At 70.7% G+C, this 19641-nt stretch carries 13 protein-coding genes; 6 read left to right on the top strand and 7 right to left on the bottom strand.

The window, feature by feature from the left end:
* The first annotated feature begins 76 nt into the window (after nt 1–76).
* Nucleotides 77–1945, top strand: a complete 1869-nt coding sequence (locus OHT01_RS19785) for a thioredoxin-like domain-containing protein (protein ID WP_328554468.1) — start codon at nt 77–79, stop codon at nt 1943–1945.
* 6 nt (nt 1946–1951) lie between these two features.
* Here the strand turns inward: OHT01_RS19785 and OHT01_RS19780 are convergent, their stop codons facing one another.
* The 4 genes from OHT01_RS19780 to OHT01_RS19765 form a co-directional block, all read right to left on the bottom strand.
* Nucleotides 1952–2197 (bottom strand): DUF6458 family protein, encoded by a 246-nt coding sequence (locus tag OHT01_RS19780; RefSeq protein ID WP_328558178.1) that lies wholly within the window; start codon nt 2195–2197, stop codon nt 1952–1954.
* 128 nt (nt 2198–2325) lie between these two features.
* The gene (locus OHT01_RS19775) at nt 2326–3960 is read right to left on the bottom strand and encodes a hypothetical protein (RefSeq protein ID WP_328554467.1); all 1635 of its coding nucleotides are present in this window, start codon (nt 3958–3960) and stop codon (nt 2326–2328) included.
* Nucleotides 3961–4092: 132 nt separating this feature from the next.
* Nucleotides 4093–5388, bottom strand: coding sequence for a M18 family aminopeptidase (locus OHT01_RS19770; RefSeq protein WP_328554466.1), 1296 nt, complete (start codon nt 5386–5388; stop codon nt 4093–4095).
* Between the two features lie 174 nt (nt 5389–5562).
* A complete protein-coding gene (locus OHT01_RS19765) occupies nt 5563–7389 on the bottom strand; it encodes an acyl-CoA dehydrogenase (RefSeq protein WP_328554465.1) in 1827 nt (608 codons plus the stop codon).
* 143 nt (nt 7390–7532) lie between these two features.
* Between OHT01_RS19765 and OHT01_RS19760 the strand changes: the two genes are divergently transcribed.
* From OHT01_RS19760 to OHT01_RS19750, 3 genes are all read left to right on the top strand, one after another.
* On the top strand, nt 7533–8024 hold the full coding sequence (locus tag OHT01_RS19760) for an SseB family protein (RefSeq protein WP_266760725.1): 492 nt from the start codon (nt 7533–7535) through the stop codon (nt 8022–8024).
* A gap of 199 nt (nt 8025–8223) precedes the next feature.
* On the top strand, nt 8224–9195 hold the full coding sequence (locus tag OHT01_RS19755; protein ID WP_328554464.1) for a pirin family protein: 972 nt from the start codon (nt 8224–8226) through the stop codon (nt 9193–9195).
* Between the two features lie 172 nt (nt 9196–9367).
* Complete coding sequence (locus OHT01_RS19750) at nt 9368–10486, top strand: AI-2E family transporter (RefSeq protein ID WP_328554463.1); 1119 nt, start codon at nt 9368–9370, stop codon at nt 10484–10486.
* On the opposite strand, the gene OHT01_RS19745 is transcribed toward OHT01_RS19750, so the two are convergent.
* Nucleotides 10384–12744 (bottom strand): ATP-binding SpoIIE family protein phosphatase, encoded by a 2361-nt coding sequence (locus OHT01_RS19745; protein WP_328554462.1) that lies wholly within the window; start codon nt 12742–12744, stop codon nt 10384–10386. The genes OHT01_RS19750 and OHT01_RS19745 overlap by 103 nt on opposite strands.
* A 181-nt stretch (nt 12745–12925) precedes the next feature.
* Between OHT01_RS19745 and aspS the strand changes: the two genes are divergently transcribed.
* Together aspS and OHT01_RS19735 are read left to right on the top strand one after the other, a co-directional pair.
* On the top strand, nt 12926–14689 hold the full coding sequence (aspS, locus tag OHT01_RS19740; protein ID WP_328554461.1) for an aspartate--tRNA ligase: 1764 nt from the start codon (nt 12926–12928) through the stop codon (nt 14687–14689).
* A gap of 136 nt (nt 14690–14825) precedes the next feature.
* Entirely contained in the window at nt 14826–15767 is a 942-nt protein-coding gene (locus OHT01_RS19735; RefSeq protein WP_328554460.1) for an intradiol ring-cleavage dioxygenase, read from the top strand.
* A 125-nt stretch (nt 15768–15892) separates the two neighbouring features.
* Here OHT01_RS19735 and OHT01_RS19730 read toward each other — a convergent pair whose 3' ends face one another.
* Nucleotides 15893–16369 carry a hypothetical protein gene (locus OHT01_RS19730; RefSeq protein ID WP_328554459.1) on the bottom strand — a complete coding sequence of 159 codons (477 nt, stop codon included), beginning with the start codon at nt 16367–16369 and terminating at the stop codon, nt 15893–15895.
* 175 nt (nt 16370–16544) lie between these two features.
* On the bottom strand, nt 16545–19640 hold the full coding sequence (locus OHT01_RS19725; protein ID WP_328554458.1) for an FG-GAP repeat domain-containing protein: 3096 nt from the start codon (nt 19638–19640) through the stop codon (nt 16545–16547).
* Nucleotide 19641 lies beyond the last annotated feature (1 nt).

Here is a 19641-nt window from a genome sequence, read left to right as displayed (position 1 = left end):
CGTTCGTACCCCGGGTGACGCCCGCGCGGAGGCCACCGGCCGACGGGGCGCCCGTTTCGGGTGGCACCCTTGATCCATGAACGACTCCGCCCGGGCGGCCGCCTCGACGCCCGCCCGTCGCCGTGCCCGTGTCCGTGCCCCCGAGCTGATCGGCAAGGGCGGCTGGCTGAACACGGGGGACGAGCAGTACACCCTCGCCGACCTGCGAGGCCGCATCGTTCTGCTCGATTTTTGGACCTTCTGCTGCATCAACTGTCTGCACGTCCTGGACGAGCTGCGGGAGCTGGAGGAGAAGCACCGGGACACCGTGGTGATCATCGGGGTGCACTCGCCGAAGTTCGCGCACGAGGCGGAGCATCAGGCGGTCGTCGACGCCGTGGAGCGGTACGGGGTGGAGCACCCCGTGCTCGACGATCCGGAGCTCGCGACCTGGAAGCAGTACGCGGTACGGGCCTGGCCGACGCTCGTGGTGATCGACCCCGAGGGGTACGTCGTCGCCCAGCACGCCGGTGAGGGGCATGCCCACGCCATCGAGCGGCTGGTGGCGGAGCTGGAGGCCGAGCACGCGGCCAAGGGCACCCTGCGCCGGGGCGACGGGCCGTACGTGGCGCCCGAGCCCGAGCCGACCGTGCTGCGCTTCCCGGGCAAGGCGCTCGCCCTGCCGAACGGAAATCTGCTGGTCAGCGACACGACCCGGCATCAGCTGGTGGAGCTCGCGGAGGACGCCGAGACCGTCGTACGGCGTATCGGCTCCGGCGTGCGGGGCTTCGTGGACGGCGGTGCGAACGCGGCGGGGTTCAGCGAGCCGCAGGGGCTCGCGCTGCTCGACGAGGGCGCTGTCGTCGTCGCGGACACCGTGAACCACGCGCTGCGCCGGGTCGATCTCGCGACCGGCGCCGTCAGCACGCTCGCGGGCACCGGCCGCCAGTGGTGGCAGGGGTCGCCGACGTCGGGACCGGCGCGCGAGGTCGATCTGTCCTCGCCGTGGGACGTGGCCCTGTTCGGCGGGAAGGTCTGGATCGCGATGGCCGGTGTGCACCAACTGTGGGCGTACGACCCGGCCGCGGAGACCGTCGGGGTCACCGCGGGCACGACGAACGAGGGGCTGGTCGACGGTCCGGGACCCGAGGCCTGGTTCGCGCAGCCGTCGGGGCTCGCCGCCGCCGGGGACCGGCTCTGGCTGGCCGACTCCGAGACCTCGGCCCTGCGCTGGGTCGACCGGGACGGCACCGTGCACACCGCCGTCGGTGCCGGGCTCTTCGACTTCGGGCACCGTGACGGGGCCGCCGAACAGGCGCTGCTCCAGCACCCGTTGGGTGTCACCGCGCTGCCCGACGGCTCGGTCGCGGTCAGCGACACGTACAACCACGCGCTGCGCCGCTACGACCCGTCCACAGGTGAAGTGACCACGCTGGCAACGGACTTGCGGGAGCCGAGTGACGCCGTGCTCGTCGGGGACGACATCGTGGTGGTGGAGTCCGCCCGCCACCGGCTGACCCGGTTGCGGCTCCCCGAGGACGCCGTACGGGTGGAGTCGGTCTCGCATCGCACCCGGCGCGAGGCCACCGAGGTCGCCCCGGGTGCCGTCCGGCTGGACGTCGTCTTCCAGGCGCCCGCCGGGCAGAAACTGGACACCGGGTACGGCCCCTCGACCCGGCTCGTCGTCTCCTCGACTCCGCCCGAGCTGCTGCTCGCCGGTGAGGGCGCCGGCACCGACCTCTCGCGGACCGTCGAGCTGAACCCGGCCGTTCCGGAGGGTGTGCTGCACGTGTCCGCGATGGCCGCGTCCTGCGACGACGATGCGGCTGGGGGCACCTCCCGGTCGAAGACCGGGGGAGAGTATCCGGCCTGCCATGTCCACCAGCAGGACTGGGGGGTGCCGGTCCGCCTCGCCGAAGGCGGTGCGGACCGGCTGCCCCTGGTGCTCGCGGGCATGGACGCCTGAGTCGGCTCAGACGCCGTAGCCGTCGGAGTAACCGTTCCGCTGGTGCCGGTCCTCCTCGACGACGGTCGCCGTCGGCGGTACGACCAGACGCCTGCGCCTGGTGATGCTGCCGAAGGTCGCCACGCCGATCAGTCCGGCGATCATGAGGATCACGCCGACCACGTGAAGGTCGACTCCCCGCATGTGCCAGTCGGTCGCGAACGTGAGGATCGCCCCTGCGGCGATCAGGATGATGCATCCGCCCAGGCCCATGGGTGTCGCCTCCTTGAAGTAGCAACTCGGAGTCATTCCGGGCTCGTTCCGGGTACCCGGAACCCCATGGGTCATGCGGAGGAGGCTCCTCCCGTCACGTGCGCCGCCGTTTCCGGCGGCGGCGCGCGTCACCTCACGTCGACGTAGTCCTCGCGCCCGGAGCCCACCAGGTGCGTGCTGTTCGGGTAGAGGAGCACCGCGACCCAGGTGCCGTCCTTCGAGGCCGTGCAGCCCTTGGAGAAGGTGCCGTCGGAGTGCGTGGTGGCGTTGCCCATGTCGTACCAACCGCTGGAGCCCTTGGGGCGGAAGAGGATCTTCACCTGCTGCCCGGAGTACGCCTTCCAGGTGCCCGAGGTGTAGTGCTGGAGCTTGCCCCTGTAGGTGATCGTGCGGCCCTTGCGGACCGGTTCGGGGGAGGCGTTGCCGTCGGTGATCCGGGTCGGGGTGCGGGTGGCGTGCACGGTGCTGCTGTACGACTCCTGCCAGTTGCGGCCGCCCTTGAAGTGCGCCCGGTAGTAGCCCTTGTAGGACGCGTCGAAGGTGCCCTTGAACGCCGCGCCGGAATCGGGGTCGGAGCTGCCCGGCGTGACGGTCCTCATCGTCTTCCAGCCGGTCTTCCCGTCGGCCGAGTACTGGAGCTCGACCTTGTCGTCCGTACCCGCGGGGACACTTGTGCCGGTGTGCAGCCTGCCCTTGGCGGTCAGCACGGCGTACTTGTCCAGGGTCGCGGTGAAGCCGGTGAGCGACGTCTTGGCCGCGACGTACACCTTGACCTTCTGCGGCTCGGCGTACTTCAGGTACGTCCCGCTGCGCACCTGCACTTCGACCGTGCCGGACTTCGGCAGCGTCAGCTTCCCGGTGAAGCGGCCGTCGGTGTCCGTGACGGGCCGCGAGGCCACGCCGCCGAACTCGTCGGACCAGATCTCGTCCACCGTGGCTCCGGCCAGCCGCTTCCACGCACCGCCGACGTACACCTCGGCGGTCCCCGAGACGGTCGCCGCCTGCCCGGCCTTGACGTCCAATTCGGCGGTGTCGAGGGTGACGCGGGTGTCGGACTGGACGGCCCTGACCTCCACGCTCTCGTTGTTCCGGGACTGGTAGAAGGGGTCGTCCAGCCGCAGCCAGGCGTTGACGTACGAGATGGACGCGTCGGTGACGCGGTAGGTGTAGCTGAACCGGCCGTCGGCGCCGGTCGTGGCCGTCCCGTCCGCCTCGCTGGAGATCTCCATGTCCACGGGCGCGTTCGCCGCGGGCGTCGTCCCGCCGGTGCGCGGGTCGGTGACGGTGAAGCCGCCGGTGACGGTGACGTCCTGGTGCGCGTAGTCCGGGCTCCGCGGAGCCACCTGGAGATCGGTGAGCTTCCCCTCCAGCTCGTACTCGTACGTGCCCTGGGCGGTGGTGGTGTCCCCGTCGGCGTCCGTCAGGTCGACGACGACGCGGTAGGCGCCCAGGTCGGCCAGGCGCAGCGGGGTGGTGGTCCGCCATGTGTTGGCGAAGCCGGTGCTCGCGTCCGGGGTGAAGTCGCTGACCTGGGTGATCTGCGGGGCGCCGGCGGCGGAGCCCGGCGCGTACAGGTGTGCGGTGATCGAGGTGATGGCGGTGTCGGACGAGGCGGACAGCCACACCTGTCCGTCACCGGGGTGGTCGCCGCTGCCGACGCCGTACAGGACCGGTGCCACCGCGGCGTGCGCGGCGGGTACCGGGCCGAGCAGCAGGCCGGCCGCGACGGAGGCGCAGGTGAGCGCCAGGGATCTTTTTCGCACGTGTGAGTCCCCCCACGAGACTGTTTTCATGACGCGGATCGTTGAAGATCGAAGCGCATCGTATGCCGGGGAAACCGTCTTTGAACAGGTTCAAAACAAACGGTTTAGTGGAGGGGACCAGGACGGTGCGACTCAGCCCTCCAGGAACGCCACCAGCGCGTTGGTCAGCAGGAACGGGTCGTCGGCGCCGCAGAGTTCGCGGGCGCTGTGCATGGAGAGGATGGCCACGCCGATGTCGACCGTCTTGATGCCGTGCCGGGCCGCCGTGATGGGACCGATGGTGGTGCCGCAGGGCATGGAGTTGTTGGAGACGAAGGACTGGAAGGGCACGCCGGCCTTCTCGCAGGCGGCGGCGAACACCGCGCGGCCCGAACCGTCGGTGGCGTAGCGGTTGTTGACGTTCACTTTGAGGATGGGGCCGCCGTTGGCGCGCGGGTGGTGCGTCGGGTCGTGCCGCTCGGCGTAGTTCGGGTGTACGGCGTGACCGGTGTCGCAGGAGAGGCAGACGGTGCCCGCGAACGCGCGCGCCCGGTCCTCGTAGGTGCCGCCGCGTGCGAAGACCGAACGTTCCAGCACGCTGCCGAGCAGCGGTCCGTCGGCGCCGGTGTCGCTCTGCGAGCCGTTCTCCTCGTGGTCGAAGGCGGCGAGGACCGGGATGTGGGAGAGCTCGGTGCCGGCCGCCGCGGCCGCGGCCAGCGCGGCCGTCGCGGCGTGCACGGACAGCAGGTTGTCCATCCGCGGTCCGGCGAGCAGTTCCTCGTCGCGGCCGAGGTAGGAGGGGCGCTCGATGGAGTGGGTCATCAGGTCCCAGCCGGTGACCTCGCCCGCGGGCAGCCCCGACTCCTCCTCCAGGAAGGTGATCAGGTCGCCCTCGCGGGTGTCGCCGAGTCCCCAGACGGGCTGGAGGTGCCGCTGCTTGTCGAGCTTGAGTCCGTCGCTGCTGACGGAACGGTCCAGGTGGATGGCGAGCTGGGGCACGCGCAGCAGGGCGCGGTCGATGTTGACCAGGCGGGTCGAGCCGTCCCGCAGCGACAGGCGTCCGGCGAGGCCGAGGTCCCGGTCGAGCCAGGAGTTCAGCAGCGGTCCGCCGTAGATCTCGACGGCCACCTGCCGCCAGCCGTGCGCCCCGGTGTCGGGGAGCGGTTTGACCCGCAGGTTCGGGGAGTCGGTGTGCGCGCCGATGATCCGGAACGGTGTGTGCGGGGTGGCGCCCGCCGGCACGTACCAGGCGATGATCGCCCCTCCGCGCAGCAGGTACTTCCCGCCGCTGGTCCCTTCCCACGCGTCGGTCTCGGCGACCTGACGGAATCCGGCCTTCTCCAGGCGCTCGGCGGCGGTCGCCACGGCGTGGTACGGCGTCGGGCTCGCCGCCAGGAAGGACATGAGGTCGTCGGTGTGGCCGCGATCGAAGCGGGAGGGTGCACTCATGGGTTCACCTTAACGACGCACGAGGGCCCGCTCCCTGGGTTGGGAGCGGGCCCTCGTAAGGGGGATGTGAAGGGTGGACACCTTGGGACACCTGACCCGACCGACAGGTGTCGGGCCGGTGCCCGCCCGGTTCCGCGGAGCCCGGCTGCTCCTCGGAAGGAGCCCGGAGGACCCTTAGAAGGCGGCTTCGTCCAGCTCCATCAGGTCCAGGTCGACGCCCTCGGCGAGCTTGCGGGCGCCGGTGACGCCGGGCAGCACGTTGGCGGCGAAGAACTTCGCGGCGGCGATCTTGCCGGTGTAGAACGCCTTGTCCCTGGCCGAGGCGGTCTCCAGCTTCTCGGCGGCGACGGCGGCACCGCGCAGCAGCAGGTAGCCGACGACCACGTCGCCGGAGGCCATCAGCAGGCGGGTGGTGTTGAGGCCCACCTTGTAGATGTTCTTGACGTTCTGCTCGGTGGCCGCGAGGTCCGTGAGCATCAGGCCGACGATGGCCTCCAGCTCGACGGCCGCCTTGGCGAGCTGCTCGCGGGCGGCGGACAGCTCCTCGCCGCCCGTGCCGAGCGCCAGGAACTTCTTGATGTCCTCGGCGAGGGTGTTCAGGGCCGCGCCCTGGTTGCGGACGATCTTCCGGAAGAAGAAGTCCTGGCCCTGGATCGCGGTGGTGCCCTCGTACAGGGTGTCGATCTTGGCGTCGCGGATGTACTGCTCGATCGGGTACTCCTGCAGGAAGCCGGAGCCGCCGAAGATCTGGAGCGACTGGGCGAGCAGCTCGTAGCCCTTCTCGGAGCCGTAGCCCTTCACGATCGGCAGGAGGAGGTCGTTCAGGGCCTCGGCGGCGGCGGTGTCCTCACCGGCGGCCTCCAGGACCTGGATCTCGTCCTGGACCGCGGCGGTGTGCAGCACCAGGGCGCGCATGCCCTCGGCGTACGCCTTCTGCGTCATCAGCGAGCGGCGCACGTCCGGGTGGTGCGTGATGGTGACCTTGGGCGCGGCCTTGTCCATGAACTCCGCGAGGTCGGGACCCTGGACGCGCTCCTTGGCGTACTCCAGCGCGTTCAGGTAGCCGGTCGACAGCGTGGAGATCGCCTTCGTGCCGACCATCATGCGGGCGAACTCGATGATGCGGAACATCTGGCGGATGCCGTCGTGCTTGTCGCCGATCAGCCAGCCCTTGGCGGGGTGGCGGTCGCCGAAGGTCATCTCGCAGGTGTTGGAGGCCTTGAGGCCCATCTTGTGCTCGACGTTCGTCGCGTACACGCCGTTGCGCTCGCCCAGCTCGCCGGTCTCGAAGTCGAACTCGTACTTCGGGACGAGGAAGAGGGACAGGCCCTTGGTGCCGGGGCCGCCGCCCTCGGGGCGGGCGAGGACGTAGTGGAGGATGTTCTCCTCCATGTCGTGCTCACCCGAGGTGATGAAGCGCTTCACGCCCTCGATGTGCCAGGAGCCGTCCTCCTGCTTGACCGCCTTGGTACGGCCCGCGCCCACGTCGGAGCCGGCGTCCGGCTCGGTGAGCACCATGGTGGAGCCCCACCGCTTGTCGACGGCCATCGTCGCGATGTGCTTCTGGACCTCGTTGCCCTCCTCGAAGAGGATGCCGGCGAACGCGGGGCCGCTGGAGTACATCCAGACCGCCGGGTTCGCGCCGAGGATCAGTTCCGCGTACGCCCAGATCAGTGAGCGGGGCGCGGTGGAGCCGCCGATCTCCTCGGGCACGCCGAGACGCCAGTACTCGGAGTCCATGAACGCCTTGTACGACTTCTTGAAGGAAGCCGGGACCGGCGCGGTGTTGGTCTCCGGGTCGAAGACGGGCGGGTTGCGGTCGGCGTCGACGAAGGACTCGGCCAGCTCGTTCTCCGAGAGGCGGGTCAGCTCTTCGAGGATGCTCTTGGCGGTGTCCGTGTCCATCTCCGCGAACGGGCCGGTGCCGTACAGCTTGTCGCGCCCGAGTACCTCGAAGAGGTTGAACTCGATGTCGCGGAGATTCGACTTGTAATGCCCCATGGCGACGGCTCCGTTAAGGGATCGGCGAGGCATTGACTCCTCGCATCTGGTTCACGTACCAACAAGTAGCTTCGATGATGCTACCCGCCAGTAATAAGAAGCAACCCCGAGTGGTCCATATGTGGCCCACTACTCTTTGACGCATGTACGGCTACGAGCAGAACGCAGGCGCCCAGCAGGGGTACGTCCCGCCGCAGCAGCAGATGCCCGGCCAGATGCCGGGCGGGCAGATGCCCGGCGGGTACGGCCAGCAGCCGCCGCTGTATCCCGAGCCGTCCCCGCCGTCCCTTCCGGACGCGGTGCGCGCGTTCACCACGGGCTCCATGGCCGCCGAGGACTTCCAGCAGGTCTTCGCCACGTCGAAGGTGTACTGCCCGCGTGGGGACAACCCCGGATTCCTGGCGCTGCACAACACTCAGCAGCCTGTCATCCCGATGTTCACCTCGCTCAAGGAGCTGCGCCGGTACGCGGGCAAGGAGTCCAAGTACTTCGTGATCACCGGTGCCGAGGTGATCGACCTGCTGCCGACCGGCTACGGCTTCGTGATCGACATGGAGGGCGAGCACCGGATGGTCTTCGACGCGAAGGCCGTGGAGCAGATGGTGGACTTCGCGATGCGCCGTATGTACGGCTGACGGGCCGCAGGCGCGGCCGGCGGGCCGCGGATACGGCCGGCGGGCCGCCGCCGGCGGGGCCCGCGGCCCCTGCCGTCCGCACGGCCGAAACGCCCCATGAACGCGTGACGCCCGGAGGGAATGCCCTCCGGGCGCGCGTCGTTACGGGTAGCAGAAAGTTCAACTCTCAACTAAACTCGAAGCACAAGGAGGTACCGACATGCCCGCAGTGACTGTCGAGAACCCGCTGGCCCTGCCGCGTGTGGCGGCGCCCACGGACGCCGTGGAGCGTCCCGTGCTGACCGTGACGACCGCGCCCAGCGGCTTCGAGGGCGAGGGTTTCCCGGTCCGCCGCGCGTTCGCCGGAATCAATTACAAGCACCTCGACCCGTTCATCATGATGGACCAGATGGGTGAGGTGGAGTACGCGCCGGGCGAGCCGAAGGGCACCCCCTGGCACCCGCACCGCGGCTTCGAGACCGTGACCTACATCATCGACGGCGTCTTCGACCACCAGGACTCCAACGGTGGCGGCGGCACGATCACCAACGGCGACACGCAGTGGATGACGGCGGGCTCGGGCCTGCTCCACATCGAGGCGCCCCCGGAGTCCCTCGTCATGTCCGGCGGTCTGTTCCACGGGCTCCAGCTGTGGGTGAACCTCCCCGCCAAGGACAAGATGATGGCCCCGCGGTACCAGGACATCCGGGGCGGCACGGTGCAGCTGCTCAGCACCCCGGACGGCGGCGCGCTGCTGCGGGTCATCGCCGGTGAGCTCGACGGCCACCAGGGACCGGGCATCACGCACACGCCGATCACGATGGTCCACGCCACCGTGCGGCCCGGCGCCGAGATCACCCTGCCGTGGCGCGAGGACTTCAACGGCCTCGCGTACGTCCTCGCCGGACGCGGCAGCGTGGGCGCGGACCGCCGGCCGGTGCACACCGGCCAGACCGCCGTCTTCGGCGCGGGTTCCTCGCTGACCGTCCGCGCGGACGACAAGCAGGACTCCAACACGCCGGACCTGGAGGTCGTCCTGCTCGGAGGGCAGCCGATCCGTGAGCCGATGGCCCACTACGGTCCCTTCGTGATGAACACCCGCGACGAGCTCCAGCAGGCCTTCGAGGACTTCCAGAAGGGCCGCCTCGGGACGATCCCGGCGGTGCACGGGATGTCCGAGGGCGGGCTGTAGGTCGGCCCCGGTCCTTGCGGGTCCCTCGCCCTGCCGAGGCACCCGCGAGCGATCGAGCACGCGAAAGCCCCGTCCGCCGTATCGGACGGGGCTTTCGCGCGTGCGGGGCCGGGCCTCCCCCGTTCGGTCTTTCCCGGGCGCCGGTTCGGCTGACACATGGTCAGCTTGCAGGGTGCAGCTACTCCCTGAGGGTGCCCGGCGGTTGGCGGCCTGGTGTGTCGTGCTCCTGCTGGCCGCCGGTGTGGGGTGGGTGGGGATCCTGCTGTGCGGGGAGTTCCGTACGGCGGTGGTGCCGGTGCTGCTCGCGCTGCTCGGGACCGCCCTGCTCGGGCCGCTGTACCGGCGGATGGTCAAAGCGCGGATCAACCGCTCGCTCGCCGCCGCCCTGACCTGCGTCGCGGTGGCCGTCGTGGTCGGCGGCGCCGTCTACGTCGTGGTGGCCGCGCTCTTCCACACCGGATCCCAGATCGTGTCCTCGCTCCGCGAGGCCTCGCGTTCCGTCGCCGAGCACTTCGGCGCGGCGGGCACCTCGCTCGACGACATCGCCGCCAACTCCAAGGACCTGCTGGCCAAGTTCGGCGGCACTGCCGCGTCCAACGTCGTCAGCGGCGTCAGCGTCGTGGCCGAGACCCTCGCCATGTGCTTCCTCGCCCTGCTGCTCGTGTTCTTCTTCCTGCGCGACTCGCACAAGGTGGCCGGGTCGCTGCGGTCGCTCGCGCCCCGGGGGACCGCCGACGTCGTCGAGGCCATGGCCCGGCGCGCCTTCGCGGCCGTCGAGGGCTTCATGCGCGGGACGACGATCATCGCGCTCATCGACGCCCTCTGCATCACCGTCGGACTCCTGGTCCTGCGCGTCCCGGGCGCCGTCGGGCTCGGCGCGCTGGTCTTCGTGGGGGCGTACATCCCGTATCTCGGCGCGTTCCTCTCCGGCGCGGTGGCCGTCCTGGTCGCGCTCGCCGACCGGGGGTTCGTCATCGCCCTGTGGACGCTCGGCCTCGTGCTCGCGATCCAGATGCTGGAGGGATACGGCCTCCAGCCGATGATCCAGAGCCGGCAGGTGCAGATGCATCCGGCGGTGGTGCTCCTGGCGATCACGGCGGGAGCGTCCGTGGCGGGCGTCCTCGGCATGCTGCTCGCGGTACCGCTGACGGCGGCGGCCTTCGGAGTGGTGCACGAACTCCGCGCGCTCTACGCCCCCGAGGGACCCGACGGACCCGAAGGACCGGGGAGACCGGGGACACCAGGGTTTCCCGGGGTGCCCGGGGCGCCGGGACCGTCCGAGGACTCGTAGCCGTCGGACAGCCCGTAGTCCTTCGACGTGCCGGCGTCGCCGACGCTCTCCCACGCGTTCACGCGCGCGGAGTCGTCCGAGGCCGCCGGCTCGCCGGAACCGGCCTCCGGCGTCTCGGAGAACTCGAACCAGATGCTCTTGCCCTCGCCCCGCGGGTCGACCCCCCACGCGTCCGCGAGCATCTCCACGAGCACCAGTCCGCGCCCGGAGGACGCCAGCTCCCCCGGATGGCGCCGGTGCGGCAGGTCGTCGCTGCCGTCGGTCACCTCGACCCGCATCCGCCGCTTGCCCGGCTCGCCCGTCACCTCGGCGACGAGCAGCGCGTCGGCGTCGGTGTGCACGAGGACGTTGGTGGCCATCTCGGAGACGAGCAGGACGGCGGAGTCGAGCTGGTCGGCTGAGGCCCAGTCGTGCAGGAGCTCCCGCAGTTGCTGCCGGGCGTCGGCGATCCGCTCGGGCTCGGTCTGCGCCACGGTCAGCATCGTCCGCCGCACCATCGGCCGGACGGCCGGGGCCGTGTCGTCGTAGCCGCTCTCCTCGCCCAGCCGGGACAGCAGCAGCACCGCTATGTCGTCCTCGCGCCGGTCGGCCAGCGGACCGGTGGTGTGGTGGGAGGAGGGGCCGTGCACGGCCTGGACGAGCGCGTCGGCGAGGGCCTCCATGTCGCCGTCGTGGGATTCGAGCGTGCGGCGGATACGGCGCCAGCCGGTGTCGAGGTCGTGGCCGCCGGTCTCGATGAGCCCGTCGGTGCAGGCCAGCATGGTCTCCCCCGGCTCCAGGACCAGCCGGGTGGTCGGGTAGTCGGCGTCCGGGTCGATGCCGAGCGGCAGCCCGCCCGCCGTGGGCCGCATCAGCACCGTCCCGTCCGCCATGCGTATCGCGGGGTCGGGATGCCCGGCGCGGGCGATGTCGAGTGTCCCGGTCGCCGGGTCGACCTCGACGTACAGGCAGGTCGCGAAGCGCACATCCGCGGGGTCCGCCGGGTCCTCCTCGGCGTCCGTGCCGCCGCTGGACCCGTAGATCACCGAACCGGTGACCCCGTAGAGGAAGCGCGAGGCCCGTGACAGCACCGCGTCGGGGCGGTGGCCCTCGGAGGCGTACGCGCGCAGGGCTATGCGGAGCTGGCCCATCAGGCCCGCCGCGCGGACGTCGTGGCCCTGGACATCGCCGATGACCAGGGCGTAGCGGCCGGCGGGCAGCGGGATCATGTCGTACCAGTCGCCGCCGACCTGGAGGCCGCCGCCGGTCGGGACGTAGCGCGCGGCGACGCTCATGCCCGGCATCTGCGGGCCGAGCGTCGGCATCATCGAGCGCTGGAGGCCGTCGGTCAGCTCCCGCGCGGTCTCGGCGGCTCCGGCGCGCGACAGGGCCTGCGCGAGCATGCGGGCGACGGTCGTGAGGACCGAGCGCTCGTCGGGCGTGAAGGTGACGGGATACGTGAACGCCGCCATCCACGCGCCCATGGTGCTGCCGGCGACGGTGAGCGGCAGGAACGCCCACGACTGCCGCCCGAAGCGCTGGGCGAGCGGCCAGGACGCCGGGTAGCGCTCCCTGTAGTCGTCGGGGGAGGAGAGGTAGACCGCACGGCCGGTACGGACGACCTCGGCGGCCGGATAGTCCGTGGCCAGCGACATGTGCGAGAAGGGGTCCTCGTCACCCGGCTGGTGCCCGTGATGGCCGATGATCGTCAGCCGGTCGCCCTCCGCGCCGAACACGGCGAGACCGTCCGGAGAGAAGCCGGGCATCGACAGGGCCGCCGCCACCCGCAGCACCTCCGCCGTGGACCGCGCCTCGGCCAGCGCCCGCCCCGCGTCCAGCAGGAACGCCTCCCGCGAGCGGCGCCAGTCCCCGGTGACGGGGGTGCGCGCGGCGGCGTCCGGGGGCTGCTCGCTGACCTCCTGAAGGGTGCCGATCAGCTCGTACTGACCGGTCTCGGGGTCGATGAGGGGCCTGGACCGGCTGCGGACCGTGCGGAGCACCCGGCCGTGTTCGTCCATGATCCGCATGCGGGCCTCGGCGAGCGTGCCCTCGGCCACCGCGAGGTTCACGACGCCGTCCATCTCGTTCCAGTCGACGGGATGGAAGTGGGAGCGCGTGCCCGCCTCGGAGAGTGTCGTCAGCTTCGCGGGCATACCGATGAGCCGTGCGGCCTCCGCGTCGAAGGTGACGAGGCCCGCGGCGTTGTCCCAGCGCCACACGCCGGTGGCGAGAGTGGCCAGGACGTCCCCCACGGCGGGCAGGGGCTCACCAGTGCGCATGCGCCCACTGTAGGAACAGGTGATCGGTGCCTGCCACCGATGCCTGCCACCGATGCCGGTCCAGGGCGCCGGTCGGTGGCGGAGCGGTTAATGATGGGGAGGTGGTCCTGGGCTGCCCGGTACCCTGGGGGTGTTTCACGTGAAACACGCCCTCAATCCGCGAAGACTGGATGAAACGACGATGCATCGGTACAGGTCCCACACCTGCGGCGAGCTCCGCGCCTCTGACGTCGGCAGCGACGTCCGGCTGAGCGGCTGGCTGCACAATCGCCGAGACCTGGGTGGCATCCTCTTCATCGATCTGCGCGACCACTACGGCATCACGCAGCTCGTCGCCCGCCCCGGCACACCGGCCTACGAGGCCCTGGACAAGGTCTCCAAGGAATCGACCGTCCGCGTCGACGGCAAGGTCGTCTCGCGTGGCACGGAGAACGTGAACGCGGACCTGCCGACCGGTGAGGTCGAGGTCGAGGTGGGCGAGGTCGAGCTGCTCGGCGCCGCCGCCCCGCTGCCGTTCACGATCAACGCCGAGGACGGGGTCAACGAGGAGCGGCGTCTGGAGTACCGCTTCCTCGACCTGCGCCGCGAGCGCATGCACCGCAACATCCTGCTGCGTACGGCCGTGATCTCCGCGATCCGTCACAAGATGACGGCGCTGGGCTTCAACGAGATGGCGACCCCGATCCTCAGCGCCACCTCCCCCGAGGGCGCGCGCGACTTCGTGGTCCCCTCCCGGCTGAACCCGGGCAAGTTCTACGCGCTCCCGCAGGCGCCGCAGCAGTTCAAGCAGCTGCTGATGATCTCCGGCTTCGACCGGTACTTCCAGATCGCGCCCTGCTTCCGCGACGAGGACGCCCGCGCGGACCGTTCGCCGGGCGAGTTCTACCAGCTCGACGTGGAGATGTCCTTCGTCGAGCAGGAGGACGTGTTCCAGCCCATCGAGAAGCTCATGACCGAGCTGTTCGAGGAGTTCGGCGGTGACCGTCACGTCACCTCCCCCTTCCCGCGCATCCCGTTCCGCGAGTCGATGCTGAAGTACGGCTCCGACAAGCCGGACCTGCGGGCCCAGCTGGAGCTCACCGACATCACCGACATCTTCGAGGGCTCCGAGTTCAAGGCCTTCGCGGGCAAGCACGTGCGCGCCCTCGCGGTGCCGGACGTCGCCGGTCAGTCGCGGAAGTTCTTCGACGGCCTCGGTGACTACGCGGTCGAGCAGGGCGCCAAGGGCCTGGCCTGGGTGCGCGTGGGCGAGGACGGTTCGCTGACCGGCCCGATCGCCAAGTTCCTCACCGAGGAGAACGTCGCCGAGCTGACCAAGCGCCTCTCGCTGGCCGCCGGCCACGCGGTGTTCTTCGGCGCGGGCGAGTTCGAAGAAGTCTCGAAGATCATGGGCGCGGTGCGGGTCGAGGCCGCGAAGCGCTCGGGCAACTTCGAGGAGAACGTCTTCCGCTTCTGCTGGATCGTCGACTTCCCGATGTACGAGAAGGACGAGGACACCGGCAAGATCGACTTCTCGCACAACCCGTTCTCGATGCCGCAGGGCGGTCTGGAGGCCCTGGAGACCCAGGACCCGCTGGACATCCTCGGCTGGCAGTACGACATCGTCTGCAACGGCGTCGAGCTGTCCTCCGGCGCGATCCGGAACCACGAGCCCGAGATCATGCTCAAGGCCTTCGAGATCGCGGGCTACGACCGCGAGACGGTCGAGGAGCAGTTCGCCGGCATGCTGCGCGCCTTCCGCTTCGGCGCCCCGCCGCACGGCGGGATCGCCCCGGGCGTCGACCGCATCGTCATGCTGCTCGCCGATGAGCCGAACATCCGCGAGACGATCGCGTTCCCGCTCAACGGCAACGCGCAGGACCTGATGATGGGCGCGCCCACGGAGCTGGACGAGACGCGGCTGCGCGAGCTGCACATCTCGGTGCGCAAGCCGCAGCCGAAGTAGGCGGCGCGCGCCGGAACAGGCGTCGCACACGGAAGTGGCTCGGAACCGACGACGGTTCCGAGCCATTTTCGCGTGGCGCGCGAAACCACAGTCGGCACCCATGCTGCTGACAGGTCGGCTCCCTACGGTCCGGCGCATGACTGAGACCCAAGGACCCGCGCACCAAGGGAACATGACCCGGCGCAAGGTCGTCGTCGCAGGTGGAGTGGCCGTGGCGGCCGTGGGCGTGGGCGGCGCCGCCGCCGTGAACGCGTTCGCGGACGAGGCGGCGGCCGGCACGGCGTCGGGCGCTTCGGGCGCGGAGGCCTGTTACACGCTGACCTCGGAGACCACCGAGGGCCCCTACTACATCGACGCGGACAAGATCCGTCGGGACATCACCGAGGACCAGGAGGGCATCCCGCTGACCCTTGAGCTCAAGGTGATCGACGCGGACACCTGCAAGCCGGTCAGGCACGCCGCGGTGGACATCTGGCACTGCTCGGCGGTGGGTGTCTACTCCGGCTACGAGGCGATGAGCAACGGCGGTGGCGGCGGCGGTCCGTCGGGCGGGCCCACGGACGTCCCGACCGGCACCCCGACCGGCGAACCCCCGTCCGGTCCTCCCCCCGGCGGAGGCGGTGGCGGGCACGCCGAGCCCACCGACGACAAGCGGTATCTGCGCGGCACCTGGAAGACCGACCGGCACGGTCACGTCACCTTCAGGACGCTCTTCCCCGGCTGGTACCGGGGCCGTTGCGTCCACATCCACGTGAAGGTCCATGTGGACGGCACCTGGACCGACGCGGGCTACGAGGGCGGCCACACCTGCCACACGGGGCAGCTCTTCTTCGCGGAGAAGGCGGTCCTGGCGTCGGCGGAGGTCGCTCCGTACTCCTCGAACACCACGACCCGCACGACGCTGGACGAGGACACGATCTACCCGGACAACGGCCACGAGGGCGGGCTCCTGTACCTCTCGTACAACAAGAGACACATCGCCAGGGGCGTGCACGCCCACCTGACCATGGGTGTCGCCCCGGACGAGACCCACGACAGCTCGGACACCCAGCCGAGCGCGTCGGCCTCGGCGTCCTGATCGGTCCTACCCCCGGATCACGAGAGCCCGGTCAACGGGTTCCGGGCCCCTCGACTCCCTGACAGGCGGAGGGGGCCCGGAACACATCGGTCCGGGCTCTCTCGCCGTGCGGAGGAAGGGGCCGCTCAGGTGTCGTACGTGCCGTCCCACGGCTCGGAGAAGCCGAGGCGGTCCGGGTACAGCTCGGCCCAGGCCTCGCCCTCGTCCACACCGGTGAGCAGACCGAACAGCACGCCGTCGACGGTGAGCTGGAACGGCCGGATCGCGATGTCCGTGTACGAGCGCCGGGGCAGGCTGCGCAGCAGTTTCGCCAGATGGACGCGGGCGCGTGACAGCACCGAGTATTCGCCCTGGGCGGCTCGTTGCTGTTCGGCCCACGTGCCGGCGCACCAGACCTCCGAGTCGCGGTAGCGACCCTCGGAGTCGAAGGTGTGGAGCACCGTGTACAGACGTTTGTGCTCTTCCCAGCCGTCGTCGGGACGGAACCCTTCGGGGAAGGCGTACGTGATCGACGCCAGGAACTGACCGTCCGCGTACCGGCCGATTGTCTCGGTGCGGCGCTTCGGTTCGTAGGCGATCGGGATGACCTCGGGGACTGCCATGGCGGAAACCATACGGGTGGTCGAGGCGTTCGCGGCGCCGGGGTCCACTCCGGATCGGAGGGACCGGACAGACAGTCTTTTTCCCGGCTCTTTGCCGGGTCTTCACGAGTCCGGTACCAAGACGAAGGGGGCGCGGGACCGATGGTCCCGTGCCCCCTTTCGCAGGTCAGGCGTGTCAGGAGAGGGACCGGTAACCGCTCCAGCCGGTCGCGATCCGGGTGCGCGAACCGAACGACCCCTTGCCGTCCCCGCTGTTGCGGTAGAGGTTGCCGGAGGTGTCCCGGGAGACCAGGTCGGCCCGGCCGTCGTCGGTGATGTCACCGACGACGACGACGGCGTCGTAGGAGCCGCCCCAGTCGCCGAACACCTTCCCGCGCGCGGCGAAGGTTCCGTCCCCCTTGCCGCTGTAGCGGTAGAGGGTGTTGGACGTGTCCTGCGCGAGCAGGTCGCCGATGCCGTCGCCGTCGAGGTCACCGGCGCCGACGATCTTCTTGTAGCCCTTCCAGTTGTCGTAGAGCTTCACGCGGGCGGACAGCGTGCCCGTGCTCGTCCCCTTGCAGAGGTAGACGGTCCCGGTGGACGCGGCGCGCGCGATCAGGTCGGGTCGGCCGTCGCCGCTCACGTCGCCGGGCGACGTCAGGACGTCGTACTGCGTCCAGCCGCTGCTCGCGAGCGTGGTGTACGACGTCTTCGGGGTGACCGGGGCGCCGCAGTGCGGCTTGTACGCGCGAAGGGCGCCGCTGCTCAGCCGGACGAGGACGTCGTTGCAGCGGTCGCCGTCGAGGTCGCCGAACGGCACGGCCTTGATGCCGGCGGCCCAGCCGGAACCGCTGATCTTCTCGCCGAACTTCCCGGTGCCGGTGCCCGTCTGGAAGGTGAGGCCGCCCGAGGAGTTCAGGATGAGGAGGTCGCCGCGGCCGTCGGGCCCGTCGGGGCTGGCGAAGTCGTGCCGTACCGGTGTGCCGCTCAGGAGGAAGCCCTTGCCGGTCGACGCGGTGACCGCCGAAGCGGTGCCGATGCCGGTGGCCTTGAGGGTCCAGGTGAACTCCCCGTTGGGGAAACGGGCGTTGTCGACCGTCGTGCCGAACCAGCTCGTGCCCACCGAGGCGGTGGACGCGCCCCCGGTGACCGTGTGGGTGGCCTTGCCCTTCGCGCCGCTCTGGACCGAGGCGAAGGTGACCGACCAGGAGGTGACGGGGCGGGAGAGCAGCCAGGAGCCGTGGAAGGGCATCGTGGGGTCGGCGGAGTCCGTCGCCTCGGTCTTGAAGGCCGTCACGGCCGACGGGGTGACGCCGGTCCGGGCGACGTGCGTCCGCTCGTACAGGTCGGTCCAGGCCACCAGGCCCGTGTACTCGTCCACGGTCCACTTGAAGCGGCGGTCCATGGCGAGGCCGGTGTCGGCGACATCGGTCGCGAGGACGCGGCTGGTGCCGGTGGCCGCGTCCGTCAGCACCAGGGTGCCTGCGGTGCGGTCGTGGCGGACGGTGAAGCCGTCGCCGAGCAGTACGTCGCCGCCGCTCACCGCGCGGGAGGTGGCGGCCTTGGTGTCGTACACGCCGGCCGAGCCGTCGCCGCACGCCCAGTACACCCAGCGGCCCGCCGCCTGGAGTTCGCCCGGCACGCAGGACATGCCCGGAACGGTCACCGTCGCGAGGGTCTTGTCCTCGGTCAGGCTGTAGGAGGTCAGCTTGCCGGTGGTGGAGGCGCCCCACAGGGTGGAGCCGTTCAGGGCGGCGGCGCGCACGGAGCGCTTCAGCTTCTGTCCCTGGCCGAACTCGCCGATGTACTGCATCGGGGCCGAGCCGCCCGAGTTGTAGACGGCGTAGTCGTCGGAGACGTCGACGATCGCGCCGCCCGCGGTGTGGAACTCCAGGGGGTTGTAGCCGATCGTGACGAGCCGGTCCGCGTTGGACAGGCCGCTGCCGCCCTCGTCACCGTCGTAGTAGGTGTCGAGGTAGACGTCCCTGGGCCCGTTGCCGTAGTTGCCCCACATCGCCGAGCAGGTGGTGCCGGCGTACGGGCACTTGGGGCTGACCGAACCGCTCTCCGTGGCGGCGGTCGGCGTCAACTGGCCGCCGACGCTGCCGATGGTGCGCCACGAGGTGGTGTCGGAGGTGCTGGAGGGGTTGTCCTCGGCCACGCGGAGGTAGCCCCGGCTGAGCGCCAGGCCGGTCTTCGCGTTCTCCGTCGCCGGGACCTGGGCGAGCTGCTCCAGGCCGGGCGTGCCGTCGGCGGCCTCGGTGAAGCGCCGCACCCACCAGTCGCTCGCGCCGCTGCCGCCGGTGACGAGGGCGGTGTCGCCGGACGCACGGAGCACGTACGCCCCCGCCTTGTCCTCCAGGGTCTGCGAGGAGCCGTCCTTCAGGGAGTCGGCCCGCAGCGTGCTGGTCCCGGTGCCGGTGTGCAGCGGGACCAGCAGCCAGTCGCCGGAGAGCACGGGGGCGCCGTCGAGCTGGGCACCGGGCGAGGGCAGGTCGATCACCTGCTCGTCGGCTTCGGGGTCCGTGCGGGGCTTGACGTGCAGCTTGCCGCCGGCCGCGTCGTACCAGCCGATCCGGTCGCCACCGAGGACGGTGTACGGCCGCGCGTCCATGCCGGAGAAGGCCCTGGTGGCGGTGGCCGTCGCGAGGTCGAGGTAGTACAGGTAGCTGTCGACCTTGAACAGCACGCCGTGTGCGTCGGCGGCCGTGACCGCGCCCGAGGTGATCCGCATCCAATCGGGCGTGATGGCGCGGGAGCGCCAGGCGCCGTCGACGAGGTCGTGCACCGACGACTCGGTGAGGACCGTCCGTCCGGCCAGCCCCCGGTACGCCTCGTCCGAGGTGAACGACGACGTCGTCCGGGTCGCCGGGTCCCACAGGGCCACGGAACCGGCCGACGGCAGCGCGACCAGGTCGCCGTCGCCGCCGTACCAGGCGGTGGGGCAGGTCGACGAGCCGAGGCTCGCGCAGGTACCCGTGGGCGCGTACACGCCGTCGGAGGTCCGGACGACCGTGCTCGTGCCGGTGGCGTAGTCCGTCCACAGCAGCCCCGTGATCCCGGTCTGCCGGTGCAGGAAGCCGCTCGCGCCGGCCACCAGCGGGCGGTCGGCGCGCGGTTGCGTGCCGGCAGGGTCGGTCAGGGTGATCTCGGAGGCGGTCCCGGCCGGTGCGGCCGGGTCCGCCGAGGCGCCGTTCTGCGGCAGTACGGCGATGGTGGCGGCCGCCACGGCGACCGCTATGGAGGAGACGGCCGCGGCAAGGCCGCGCCGTCCCGGGGCGTGTCTGCCCATG

This window comes from Streptomyces sp. NBC_00358 (assembly GCF_036099295.1).
In the GTDB taxonomy this organism is placed as follows: domain Bacteria; phylum Actinomycetota; class Actinomycetes; order Streptomycetales; family Streptomycetaceae; genus Streptomyces.
This window is presented reverse-complemented; position numbering and strand designations above follow the sequence as displayed.